This window comes from Ruegeria lacuscaerulensis (assembly GCF_013034685.1).
Lineage (GTDB): Bacteria > Pseudomonadota > Alphaproteobacteria > Rhodobacterales > Rhodobacteraceae > Ruegeria > Ruegeria lacuscaerulensis_B.
This window is the reverse complement of sequence record NZ_WQGO01000002.1, coordinates 188945-201636: the sequence shown is the minus strand read 5'-3', so window position 1 is coordinate 201636 and position 12692 is coordinate 188945. Positions and strand designations below refer to the sequence as shown.

The following is a 12692-nucleotide window of genomic DNA, read 5'->3' as shown; positions in this document are numbered from 1 at the left end:
CTTGTTCAGCCGCAGGTTTGTCCCGCGGTCGTCAAATCGCGCTTAGTGCTGCGCAAATTGGCCGAGTTTCCCGGCGTAGAATGTCAGCGCGTCTCCGTCCGCCATGCTGACTTTCAGGACTTTGCCCACCACGATCACATGATCACCTGCATCGTGATAGGCGTGCTGTTCACACTCAAACCGCGCCAGACAATCCGGCAGCAGAGGTGTTCCGTTCCCGCAGCGGTCGTGGTCGATATCCCGCAGGGCGAACGCGTCCTTCGAGCAGCCAAAACATAAGTCGGCCTGTTCCGACGATAGCACGTGCACGCTGAAATGGCGCGCCTTGTGGAAATAGGGGAACCGGCGCGAATTGCGGTCGCCTGCCCACATCACCAGCGGCGGGTCCAGCGACAGCGATGAAAAGCTGTTGGCAGTGATGCAGACCGGACCATCGTCGCTGTCACAGGTGACAATGGTGACGCCGGTTGCAAACTTGCCGAAAGCGTCCCGCAGGGTGCGGGTGTCGTCCTTGTGTGGGATGAAAGTGTGGCTCATATCCTTTGAGATTGCGTTCATCATGGTACCTCATGCCCCAGCGCCGCCTCATACAGGCGGAACCAGCTTTCGCGATCCAGATTGACTTTTAAAGCGTCCGAAAGGGTTTTGATCCGGCCCAGATTGTTCGTGCCCATTACCGGAAGGATTCCTGCCGGATGCGCCAACAAAAAGGCAACAGCCACCGCCGCGCGATCTACGCCGAATTCAGCGGCAATCTCATCGGCCACGACACCGACCGGAGGGTTTCCAGCCATCAGCAGCCCGCCCCCCAGCGGAGACCACGCCATAACGTGCTGGCCGTGCTGTTGATGAAAGGCCAGATCGCCATTGGTGAAAGGGCTGATCTGCCCCAGCGAGATCTCGATCTGGTTCGTGACCAGACGCGTGTTCATGGCTGATTGCAGCAGGCTCCAGTCCCACGGGCGGAAATTCGACACGCCGACAGCGCGCACCTTGCCGCTGGCGACCACCTCATCCAGTGCGGCGCCGGATTCGTGGTGGTCCATGAACGGATCAGGGCGGTGGATCAGCAACAGGTCAATATGGTCGATGGCCATCTCGGTCAGAGAAGTATCGACCGATTTCAGGATATGCGCGCGCGAGGTGTCGTAGTATTTGACTTTGGCGTCCGAATACCGTCCGCAGGGCGCGACGATATCGCATTTGGTGACGATCTCCATCTTTGACCGCAGGGACGGGTTGGCGCGCAGGGCGGCACCCAGAATGCCTTCGGCCGTGTAGTCGCCGTAGATATCCGCCTGATCGAAACTGGTGATCCCCTGATCCAGACAAGCCTGTATCTTGGCCTCGACATGCGCGGCCGAGGTGTCATCGTCATCCCCGATGCGCCACATGCCGTAGACAATGCGGCTCAGTTCCAGCGTGTCAGATAGTTTCACACGGTGCATCAGCGGCGAACTCCGGCGCCCAGCGGGGTGGCCGGGGTTTTTGCAGGCACGCGCCCGTATTCTTCGGGCAGCGAGCAGGTTTTCAGATTAGGCAGGACGCGGGCCCCGAAATGCTTGGCCTCATCCATGTGCGGATAGCCTGAGAAGATGAAAGCGCGGATGCCCATCTTTTGATATTCTTCGATCTTGGACATCACCTGATCGGTCGATCCGACCAAAGCTGCCCCACAGCCCGAGCGCGCGCGGCCAACACCTGTCCACAGGCCCGGTTCTACATAGCCATACTCATCCGCCAGATCGCGGTTCTTGGCCTGATGCGCCACGCCCAGAGAGGTCGAATCCAGCGCCCGTTCCCGGATCGCACGGCCATATTCGTCATCCAGCTTCGAAACGATGTAGTCCGCATATTCCTGCGCTTCAGCCTCGGTATCGCGGACGATCATGTGAACGCGCAGGCCGTAATCCAGCGTGCGGTTGTAGTTTTCAGCCACGGCGTGAACGGCTTTCATCCGTTCGGCCAGTTGATCCTTGGTTTCGGGCCACATCAGGTAGACGTCGCAATGCTCGCCGCAAAGATCGAGCGCAGAGGGGGAGTAGCCTCCGAAATACAGCAGCGGACCGCCGGTCTGATAGGGCTTGGCCGGGTCAGTGGTCAGACCAGAGAAGTTATAGACCTCACCCGCATGGTTGATCTCATCCTGTGTCCAGGCTTGCTTGAGGATCTCGACCACCTCGCGGGACCGCTGGTAGCGGAACGCGCTGTCGGCCTTTTCGCCGGGGAAATCGGACGAGATGATGTTCACCGTCAGCCGCCCTTGCAGCATGTGATCCAGCGTCGCAATGGTGCGGGCCAGCATGATCGGCTGCATCTCGCCACAACGCACAGCAGCCAGCAGGTTGATCCGGTCCGTGATCGGCGCGCAGCCAGCCACGAAACTCAGCGTGTCCTGACCGACCTGATAAGAAGACGGGCACAGGATGTTTCGGAACCCTTGCGCCTCGGCCTCGCGGACGATGCCGGAACAATGCTCCCAACTCGACCGGAGGTCACCATCCGGGACACCCAGAAACTGATAATCGTCTGAGCACAGTGCGGCGAACCACGAAACCTCGGCCGCATCCAGATCGGGGGATGTGATGGGGACGATGGTCATTTGATTCGTTCTCCGTGCATCTTTTTACTTTCCTCTTGCGTAGCAATCACTTTGATGTAGATCAATAGTGTATCAATTTTTTCTGCGACTCGGTGAAGCACCCCGAAAATGACTGCCAACAGCCGCAATCCCAACGCGCTGCCGATCTATGTGCAGATCGCCGAGCTTCTGATCCGCGACATCGCCGCGGGCCGATTGATCGATGGTGAGCGTTTGCCGCCCGAACGGGACATGGCGGCGAACCTCAACGTCTCGGTCGGGACGCTGCGAAAATCGCTGGCGGAGCTTGAGAAAAAAGGGATGTTGGAGCGTATCCAAGGCTCGGGCAATTACATCCGCGAGACCGGGACGCAGAACAGCGTCTATGCGATGTTCCGGCTGGAGCTGCCCGAGGGCGGGGGCCTGCCGCGCGCGGATATCCTGTCGGTGGATCATCTGGAAAAGCCCTCCGATCTGCCGGAATTCGGTACATCGACCAAGGGATCGCGGGTGCGCCGGATGCGCTATTTGAATGACACAATCATCGCGGTCGAGGAAATCTGGCTGGATGAGTCCGCTGGAAAGGTGGATCAGGCGCTGCTGTCGGATTCGCTTTATCGCTATTACCAGCAGCAGCTTGGGTTCTGGATCACGCGGGCTGAGGATCGGGTTTCGGTCCGTGCGCTGCCCCATTGGACGCCTGAGACCTTCACCAAACCCGCTGGCGAAACGGCCGGTTATATTGAGCGGTTCAGCTGGTCCGAGGGGCCAGAACCGGTCGAGTTTTCAAAAACGTGGTTCGACCCGGATCGGGCCACCTATGTCCAACGTCTGAAATAAAAGGAAAAACGCATGACCCGGACCATCCATTACGGGCTGATCGGTTGCGGCATGATGGGGCAGGAACACCTGCACAATATCGCGTTGCTGGACGGCGCGCGAGTCTCGGCGATTTATGAGCCCGACGCCGCGATGGCCAAAGCGGCGCGGACGATTGTGCCGGATGCGCAGATGGTGGGTTCGGTCGAAGATCTGCTGGCCGTGGGCGATCTGGATTGCATCGTGATTGCCAGCCCCAATCATTTGCACGTGGATCAGATCGAGCAGATCGCGCGGGTGCTGCCATTGCCTTTGCTGGTCGAGAAACCTCTGTTCACCGACCCTGCAGATGCGGCGCGGCTTGACGCCATCCAGCGTGACTACCCTCATCCGATCTGGGTGGCGATGGAGTATCGCTATATGCCGCCCATCGCAGCCTTGATTGAGGGGGCGCAGGTGACCGGCGGTGTCAAAATGCTGACCATCAAGGAGCACCGCTTTCCCTTCCTGGAAAAGGTCGGCAACTGGAACCGCTTCAACCGCAATACGGGCGGTACCTTTGTCGAAAAATGCTGTCACTTCTTCGACCTCATGCGCCTGATCCTGCAATCGGACCCCGTGCGCGTGACAGCCAGCGGGGGGCAGGCTGTCAATCATTTGGACGAGGCGTATAACGGCGAAACACCCGACATTCTGGATCACGGCTATGTCATGGTCGATTTCGCCTCGGGTGCGCGAGCAATGCTTGAGCTGTGTATGTTCGCGGAAGGTGCGCGGTATCAGGAGGAGATCTCGGCCGTCGGGCCGGACGCGAAGATCGAGGCGCTGGTGCCCGGACCGGGCCGTTTCTGGCCCGAGCATCTTGGTGATGCGCCGGTGCCGCAACTGATCGTTAGCCCACGTGCGCCTAAGGGACCGGTCGCCAAGGACATCCCCGTTGATCCAACGCTATTGGCCGCGGGTGACCATAACGGGTCTACTTTCTATCAGCATCAAGGATTCCTAGCCGTCCTGCGTGGTGATAAACCCGCCCCCGAGGTGACTCTGCAGGACGGGATGTGGGCTGTGCGCATGGGTCTGGCCGCACAACAGGCGCTGGAGACCGGAGAGGCGGTTTGGCTCTAGAATTACTGAGCGGCCTCTTTATGATGTGTCGACGCCAACAGTGTCGCCAGTTCCGGGCGGCATGAGCCGCAATTGGTTCCGGCCTGCAACGCCTCACCAATGGCTTCGACGCTCATCAGCCCTTTGGTCTCAATAGCGGTCAGGATGGTGTTCACGCCTACGTCTAAACAGGAACACAGAACAGGGCCGGGATCGGGCCGGTCCGCAGGGGCCAAGCCTGACAGCAGGTCGGGCACCTGTGGCAGAGTCGCCAGATAGTCGCGCATCACCGCCACGGGCTCGGGAGAGATGAACAAGGCAGCGACCAATCGTCCGTCTTCGTAAAACGCCAGCCGCGCCATGCCGCGCGCTGGGTCTTCGACGATCGTTATCTGCGCCTCGGGCAATCCGAAAAGATCACGCGCGGCGGTTTGCCAGTTATCTATTCTATCTATCCCGGCCAACTCCGCGCGATAGCCGAGTTTTGTGGGGGTCTGCGCCCAATATTCGCACGAAGGTCGCATTTCGCGATCTGACACCGCAAACCCATACCATTTGGCGTCAAAGCGGGTGACGCTCACCACGGACGCTTTGCTTTCGGGCTGTCCCGAAACCGGGTCCGTCGCCGCAGCGACCACGGCGTCGATTCGGGCCGCAGGGGCGGTTTCTCCGGTCCAGTGGATCGGCGCAAAGACCTGTCCTTGTGTGACATCGCGTGTGATCCGCGCCCGCAGGATGGATGCGCCATGCGGGCTTGCGACCTGCACCAGATCGGCGGGGTTAATGCCCTTGTCGCGGGCGTCATCGGGGTGAATGTCCAAAAACGGCTCGGGCAGATGCGCGGACAGGCGCGCCGACAGACCGGTACGGGTCATCGTGTGCCACTGATCGCGCAGCCGACCGGTGTTCAGCCAGAATGGATAACGCGGTTCTGTTTTGGCCGCAGGCGCGCGCCATGTAACTGGTAAAAGCCGCGCCTTGCCGTCGGGGTGATAGAATTGCCCATCCGTAAAGAACCGCCCGCCCTGCCGTGTGGCGGTGACAGGCCAGCGCGTTGGCTGAAGAGCGTCATAACCCGCTGCATCCAGATCGCTGAGGCCCGAGATATCGAAATCGCGTCCAAACTTGGCGGCAATGCCGGACAAGGTTGCATTCTCACGAAAAATCTCTCCGGGAGTTTGATAATCGAAGGCCGAGGCCCATCCCATCCGTCGTCCGACCTCGGCCAGAATGTCCCAATCCGCGCGCGCTTGTCCCGGTGCGGGCAGGACCGAACGTTGTCGGCTGATCGTACGGTCGGAATTGGTGACTGTGCCGTCTTTTTCGGCCCACGCAGCGGCGGGCAGCAGCACATCGGCCAGCCGCGCCGTATCGGTGAGGGCGGTGATGTCAGAGACCACGGTGAACGGGCAGGCCGCGATGGCATCGCGCACCGCGTCGGCCTCGGGCATTGAAACCACGGGGTTCGTGTGGATCACCCACAGCGCCTTGACGCGCCCGTCGCCCACGGCGCGGAACAGGTCCACGGCCTTGAGGCCCGGGGCCTCGGGCATGGCCGGGGCCGACCAGAAATTGCGCACGGCGGCGCGATGATCGGCGTTTTCGATATCCAGATGACAGGCGAGCATATTGGCCAGTCCACCAACCTCGCGCCCGCCCATGGCATTGGGCTGGCCGGTGACTGACAACGGGCCGCAGCCGGGCTTGCCGATCCGCCCCGTGGCCAGATGGCAGTTCAGGATCGCGTTGACCTTGTCGCTGCCAGAACTGGATTGGTTCACGCCCTGACTGAAGATCGTCACGACCTTCTCAGTGCCCATCCACATCTGGCAGAACTGCGCGATATCGTCGGTGTCGAGACCGGTGACGGAGACATCGTCGGCCAGCGCACTGTCCAGCGCCGCTTGAATGCCGGTGGTGTGGGGCAGGAAATCCGTATCGACTAGCCCGGTTGCGTCGATCTGCGTCAGCAGATGGTTGAACAGCGCGACGTCGCTGCCCGCTGCCAGCGGCAGGTGCAGATCGGCACTGTCACACGATGCCGTCCGGCGCGGGTCGATCACGATGATCCTGGTGCCGCGCGCCTGCCGCGCCGCCATCAGGCGCTGATACAAAACCGGGTGGCACCAGGCCAGATTGGAGCCGACCAGCACGACCAGATCGGCCTCGTCTAAATCCTCATAGGTTCCGGGCACGGTGTCAGTGCCAAAAGCGCGTTTGTGGCCGGCGACCGTCGAGGCCATGCACAGCCGTGAATTCGTGTCGATATTGGCCGAGCCGATAAAGCCCTTCATCAGCTTGTTGGCGACATAGTAATCCTCGGTCAGCAACTGGCCCGAGACATAAAAGGCGACTGAATCCGGCCCGTGTTCGGCGATCGTGTCGCGGAAACGGTCGGCGACCAGTTGCAGCGCGTCGTCCCAGCCAGTCTCTTTGCCCGCAACCACGGGTACCAGCAGCCGCTGCGACAGGCCCACCGTTTCGGCCAAAGCCGAGCCTTTGGAACACAGCCGCCCCTGATTGGCCGGGTGATCCGGGTCACCGGTGACGGTCAGGCCGCCCGCGCCATCCGGTTGCAGCAGAACACCGCAACCCACCCCGCAATAGGGGCAGGTTGAGCGCGTGGTGCAGGCACTCAGGTCTTTCACGCGGCGCTCCTTTGCCCCAATGACGTGCTGTCGAGCAGGATACGCTCACCGTCCAACTGCACCGGGTAGGTGGCGATCTGGCCTTCATCCGCGCCTTGTGCCTGACCTGAGTGCAGGTCGAACACCCAGTTGTGCAGCGGGCAGGTGACCGACTGGCCGTGCACGATGCCTTCGGACAGAGGGCCGCCTTTGTGGGGGCAGGTGTCCGAAGCTGCAAATACCTTGTTCGCGCCCGTGCGGAACAGTGCGATGCAGCCCACGGGCGTTTTCACCACGCGTGCGCCGCGCAGGGGGATGTCGTCGATATGTCCGATGTCGATCCAGCTCATTCTGCGGCCTCCAATGTCAGATCGGCCATGGGCGCAAAGCGCGGGGCCTCTTTGGCCTGCTCGGCCCATGGGTCTTTGCGGTAGATGGACTGGCTGAGTTCGAACCGCTCAACCAGCGCGCGGCGGTTTTCCAGATCATCCACCACGGTTTCCTTGATCCAGTCGAGGCCTACCTTCGCCATCCATTTATACAAACGGTCCAGATACTTACCGCCCTCGCGATAGGCCTGGGTGACGGCCATCACGACCTCAATCGCCTCGTCCTCGGTGGGAACCTGCACCAGCAGTTCGGTTTCCTTGACGTCCATGCCCGCCGCGCCGCCGATGCTGATCTGGAAACCCGAGTCCACGCAGACCAAACCAATATCCTTGCAGGTCGCCTCGGCGCAGTTGCGCGGGCAGCCCGAGACCGCCAGCTTCAGCTTGTGCGGCGTCCACGAACCCCACAGGATTTTCTCAAGCTTCACGCCCAGCCCGGTGCTGTCCTGCGTGCCGAACCGGCAATGATCGGTACCGACACAGGTTTTCACCGTGCGCAGACCTTTGGAATACGCGTGGCCCGAGACCAGCCCGGCCTTGTTCAGATCGGACCAGATATAGGGCAGATCCGCGCCTTTCACGCCCAGCAGGTCGATGCGCTGCCCGCCGGTGACTTTGACCGTGGGCACATCGTATTTCTCGGCCGCATCGGCGATGGCGCGCAGTTCCGCCGGGTTGGTGATGCCGCCCCACATACGGGGCACCACGCTGAACGTGCCGTCCTTTTGAATGTTGGCGTGTTTGCGTTCGTTGACGAAACGGCTTTGCGGGTCGTCCTGATATTCCACCGGCCAGTCGGCCAACAGGTAATAGTTCACCGCCGGGCGGCAGACATGGCAGCCGTTCAGCGTCTTCCAACCCAGCTCCTGCCAGACGGCCTCCTGACTTTTCAACTCCTGCGATTTGATCAGGCGGCGGACGTCTTCGTGGGTCAGCTCGCAGCAGCCGCAGACGGGCTGAGCCGTGGGCATCTGGAAGTCATCGCCCAGTGTGACCTGCAACAGTTGCTCGACCAGCCCTGTGCATGTCCCGCAGGAGGCGCTGGCCTTGGTGGTCGCCCGGATCGCGCCCAGATCGGTTGCGCCGCCTTCAATAGCGGTGGTGATGTCGGATTTGCAAACGCCGTTGCAGCCGCAGATTTCCGCCTCAGGCGGCAATGCTGCAACGGCTGAGAGAGGGTCCGCAGAGCCGCCCCCCTGATAGGCCGGGCCAAAGATCAGAGTTTCACGCATCTCGGACACGTCCTCACCATCGCGGATCAGGCCGAAGAACCAGTTGCTATCACCGGTGTCGCCATACATGACCGCGCCGACCAGCTTGTCACCTTCCAGCACCAGCCGTTTGTAAACGCCGCGCGCCGGGTCGCGGAACACGATGTCCTCGCGGGTCTCGCCCTCAGCAAAGTCGCCTGCGCTGAACAGATCACAGCCGGTGACTTTCAGTTTGGTTGAGAGCGAGCGCTGTTTGAACGCCGCATCCTCGCCCAGCAGGGTCTGTGCTAGCACTTTGGCTTGGTCGTAGAGTGGCGCGACAAGGCCAAAGACCTCGCCCTGATGTTCGACACATTCACCGACGGCATAGATATCGGCGTCCGAGGTGATCATCTGGTCATCCACATGAATACCCCGCCCCACTGCAAGGCCCGTTTCCTGCGCCAGCGCGGTGTTGGGGCGGATGCCCACAGCCATCACCAGCAGGTCGCAGGGAAGCTCGGTGCCGTCCTCCAGCAGCAACGCACGGGCCTTGCCATCCTTGCCCGCGATCTCGGTCGATTTGGCATTGAGCAGAACGGTGATGCCTTTTTCTTCCAGCGATTTCTTGAGCAGATAGCCTGCAGCAGGGTCCAGCTGACGCTCCATCAGATGGCCCATGATGTGCACGACGGTCACATCAGCGCCACGCGCGGCCATGCCTGCGGCGGCCTCAAGCCCCAACAAGCCGCCGCCGATCACGACGACCTTGTTGCCCGCGCCCATGCCCATCATCTGTTCGGTGTCTTCCAGATCGCGATAGGCGATCACACCGTCCAGATCGTGCCCCGGCATCGGGATCATGAAGGGGTTGGAGCCGGTGCCGAAGATCAGCTTGTCATAGGGAACATGGCCGTTTTCGCCTTCGACGACTTTCAGCTCGCGGTCAATTTTGACCGCCTTCTCGCCGAACCGGCAGGTGATTCCGCGTTCCGCATACCAGGCGTCGTCATGGGTGACGATGTCTTCATAGGTTTGATCACCTGCCAGAACCGGGCTCAGCATGATGCGGTTGTAGTTTCCGCGCGGCTCGGCGTTGAACAAGGTGATATCGAATGCATCGGGGGCAGCGTCGGTCAGGTGTTCCAACACCCGACCCGAGGCCATTCCGGCTCCGATGACAACCAGTTTCTGTTTCATGGCTTTCACTCCGCGGCAATGGCTTTGGGGGCAGGGGATTTAGGCTTGGGTTTGGCCCCATGCTCGTATTCCTCAAGGAAATCCAACACCTCTTGCCGGTATTCGTAGTAATCAGGATGGGCCAGCAGCGCCTTGCGGGTGCGCGGGCGCGGCAGGTCGACATTGGTGATCTTGCCGATCGTGGCCTGCGGGCCGTTCGTCATCATCACCACGCGGTCAGCTAGCAGGATCGCCTCGTCCACATCATGGGTGACGCAGATGGTGGTGACTTTGGTGCGCGACCAGACCTCCATCAGAACCTCCTGCAGCTCCCACCGGGTGAGGCTGTCGAGCATCCCGAAGGGTTCATCCAACAGCAGCAGTTTCGGCGACAGGGCAAAGGCGCGGGCGATGCCCACACGCTGACGCATCCCGTTCGACATATCAGCGGCGGATTTGTCCATCGCGTCGGCCAGACCGACCCGTTCGAGGTAGTATTCCACCACATCCTGCCGCTCGGCCTGGCTGGCGCGCGGATATACGCGGTCCACACCGACCGAGACGTTTTCCTTGGCCGTCAGCCACGGGAACAGTGAGGGCGACTGGAACACCACGGCGCGTTCAGGATCGGCGCCTTCAACGTGGCGGCCATCCAGCTTGATCGCACCCTTGGAGATTTCGTTCAGACCAGCGGCCATGGTCAGCACCGTGGACTTGCCACAGCCCGAGTGACCAATCAGCGAGATGAACTCGCCTCGGTTGAGTTTCAGGTTGAAATCCTCGACCACGGTCAGCGGGCCTTTGGGCGTGGGGTAGACCTTGTGCAACTGGCTGAAATCCAGATAGCGATCTTCGATCAGACCCGACTGCGCCTCTTTCACCGCCGCAGGTACACCGTGGATCGGGGTCACGTCGGGCAGGGTCTTGGTGCCCTCGACCTTGGCCTCGATCCCCACATCCATCAGGTATTTCGTGACCTCACCGCGCAGCGCCTTGAACGTCTCATCATGGTTCATGGCGGACCGATCACGGGGGCGGGGGATCGAGACCTTGAACTCGGTCCCGAGCGTGCCATCCGGGTTCAGCGGGATGATGCGGTCGGCCAGTAGGATCGCTTCGTCCACGTCATTGGTGATCAGGACACAGGTCTTGCGGTCGGCCTCCCAGATCTTTTCGATCTCTTCCGCCAGATTGCCACGGGTCAATGCATCCAGCGCCGAAAGGGGCTCGTCCAGCAGTAGAACCTCGGGGTCCATCGCCAGAGCACGGGCCACGTTCACCCGCTGCCGCATCCCACCCGACAGCTCGGCAGGGCGGCGACCAGCGGCGTGGCTGAGGCCCACCATGCGAATGTAATGGGCTACCTTTTCCTCTTTCTCGGCCTTGGGCATCTTGGGGAACACCGCGTCCACGGCCAGCCGCACATTGCCCGTGACCGTCAGCCACGGCATCAGCGAGTAGTTCTGGAAGATCACCCCCCGCTCCGGCGCGGGGCCGGTGATGGCCTTGTCGCGAAAGGTGACGTTGCCCTTGGAGGGGAATTCGATCCCCGCCATCAGGTTGATCAGCGTGGTTTTGCCGGTGCCGGAAAAGCCCAGCAGTACCACGAATTCACCTTCCTGAACCGAGAGGTTGATGTCTTTCAGCACATCCGTCGCAGCGGTGCCGGTGCCAAAAGATTTGCTGACATTCTTGAAGTCGATCACAGCCATTTGGGTCACCGGTTGTCGGAGAAGGTAAACAGCGACTGCAGCGCATACATCACGCGATCCAGCAGGAAGCCAATGATGCCGATGGTAAAGACGGCAACCATTATCTTGGCGAGTGAGCTGGACGAGCCGTTCTGGAACTCATCCCAAACAAACTTGCCCAGACCGGGGTTCTGCGCCAGCATTTCAGCCGCGATCAGAACCATCCAGCCAACGCCAAGCGACAGACGCAGGCCGGTGAAGATCAGCGGCAGGGCCGAGGGCAGCACCAGCTTGGTGATCTTGGTATAGGTGTTCATTTTCAGAACCTTGGAGACGTTCACCAAATCTTTGTCGATCGACGCCACACCCAGCGAGGTGTTGATCAGCGTGGGCCACAACGAACACAGCGTCACGGTAATGGCCGAGATCAGGAAGGATTTTGCGAACCAGCCGTCATTGGTGACGTAAACGGCCGACACGATCATGGTCACAATCGGCAGCCAGGCCAGCGGCGAGACCGGTTTGAAAATTTGGATAAGCGGGTTCAGCGCGGCGTTTGCGGTTGGCGACAGGCCTGCAGCGATGCCCAGCGGAACGGCGACGATGGTTGCGATCAGAAAGCCGAAGAACACGGTTTTGATCGAGGTCCAGATTTGGTTGTAGTAACTCGGCGCGCCGGTATAGGCGACCTCTTTGACCTTTTCGGGCTGGCCCGCGTCGATGAACTTCTGGTTGCGCTTTTCAACCATCGCCTCGAACTTGGCCTTTTTGGCGGCCTTGGCCTGTGCGTCCTTATGCAGGCTAATGGCTTCGGACCAGACCTGCGCCGGACCAGGCACTGCGCCCAGCGAGGTTTGCACCTTGGGTGCCAACGTGCCCCAGAGAACCAGAAAGGCACAGATGGCCAGCAATGGTACGACCAGCAGGCGCCAAATCTCGCCCATCTGGGCGCGCGGGTTGTCGCCTGCACCGGCCTTCAGGATGGGGGTGATCCAGGCCAAGCCCAAAACCTGAAACCATTTGTCGGCGGCGTTGATCCGGGTGAACAGGCGGGCGCGTCGGGCCTCGCGTTCAGCATCAGCGGATAGCGTATCGTGGTCGATGGCTGTCAT

General features: G+C 61.0%; 10 protein-coding genes. 2 read left to right on the top strand and 8 right to left on the bottom strand.

What is annotated here, in order from left to right:
- Positions 1 to 42: 42 nt before the first annotated feature.
- From GOV80_RS05310 to GOV80_RS05300, 3 genes are read right to left on the bottom strand one after another with little or no spacing between them, the layout of a single operon-like run.
- Positions 43 to 558: a flavin reductase family protein gene (locus GOV80_RS05310; protein WP_170783144.1), complete on the bottom strand. Its 516-nt coding sequence runs from the start codon at positions 556 to 558 to the stop codon at positions 43 to 45.
- Positions 558 to 1448: an aldo/keto reductase gene (locus GOV80_RS05305; RefSeq protein WP_170783143.1), complete on the bottom strand. Its 891-nt coding sequence runs from the start codon at positions 1446 to 1448 to the stop codon at positions 558 to 560. Before GOV80_RS05305 ends, GOV80_RS05310 begins: the two co-directional genes overlap by 1 nt.
- Positions 1448 to 2602, bottom strand: coding sequence for an LLM class flavin-dependent oxidoreductase (locus GOV80_RS05300; protein ID WP_170783142.1), 1155 nt, complete (start codon positions 2600 to 2602; stop codon positions 1448 to 1450). Before GOV80_RS05300 ends, GOV80_RS05305 begins: the two co-directional genes overlap by 1 nt.
- 108 nt (positions 2603 to 2710) lie before the next feature.
- On the opposite strand from GOV80_RS05300, the gene GOV80_RS05295 reads away from it, so the two are divergent.
- Together GOV80_RS05295 and GOV80_RS05290 are read left to right on the top strand one after the other, a co-directional pair.
- Positions 2711 to 3421 (top strand): GntR family transcriptional regulator, encoded by a 711-nt coding sequence (locus GOV80_RS05295; RefSeq protein ID WP_170783141.1) that lies wholly within the window; start codon positions 2711 to 2713, stop codon positions 3419 to 3421.
- A gap of 12 nt (positions 3422 to 3433) precedes the next feature.
- Positions 3434 to 4525 (top strand): Gfo/Idh/MocA family protein, encoded by a 1092-nt coding sequence (locus tag GOV80_RS05290; protein ID WP_170783140.1) that lies wholly within the window; start codon positions 3434 to 3436, stop codon positions 4523 to 4525.
- A 2-nt stretch (positions 4526 to 4527) separates the two neighbouring features.
- Here GOV80_RS05290 and GOV80_RS05285 read toward each other — a convergent pair whose 3' ends face one another.
- From GOV80_RS05285 to GOV80_RS05265, 5 genes are read right to left on the bottom strand one after another with little or no spacing between them, the layout of a single operon-like run.
- Positions 4528 to 7152, bottom strand: coding sequence for a molybdopterin-dependent oxidoreductase (locus GOV80_RS05285; protein WP_170783139.1), 2625 nt, complete (start codon positions 7150 to 7152; stop codon positions 4528 to 4530).
- Positions 7149 to 7481 (bottom strand): nitrite reductase small subunit NirD, encoded by a 333-nt coding sequence (gene nirD / locus GOV80_RS05280; RefSeq protein WP_170783138.1) that lies wholly within the window; start codon positions 7479 to 7481, stop codon positions 7149 to 7151. The genes GOV80_RS05285 and nirD overlap by 4 nt, the downstream gene beginning before the upstream one ends.
- Entirely contained in the window at positions 7478 to 9910 is a 2433-nt protein-coding gene (nirB, locus tag GOV80_RS05275) for a nitrite reductase large subunit NirB (protein ID WP_170783137.1), read from the bottom strand. Before nirB ends, nirD begins: the two co-directional genes overlap by 4 nt.
- Before the next feature lie 5 nt (positions 9911 to 9915).
- On the bottom strand, positions 9916 to 11601 hold the full coding sequence (locus tag GOV80_RS05270; RefSeq protein ID WP_170783136.1) for an ABC transporter ATP-binding protein: 1686 nt from the start codon (positions 11599 to 11601) through the stop codon (positions 9916 to 9918).
- Positions 11602 to 11606: 5 nt separating this feature from the next.
- Positions 11607 to 12692: an ABC transporter permease gene (locus GOV80_RS05265; RefSeq protein ID WP_170783135.1), complete on the bottom strand. Its 1086-nt coding sequence runs from the start codon at positions 12690 to 12692 to the stop codon at positions 11607 to 11609.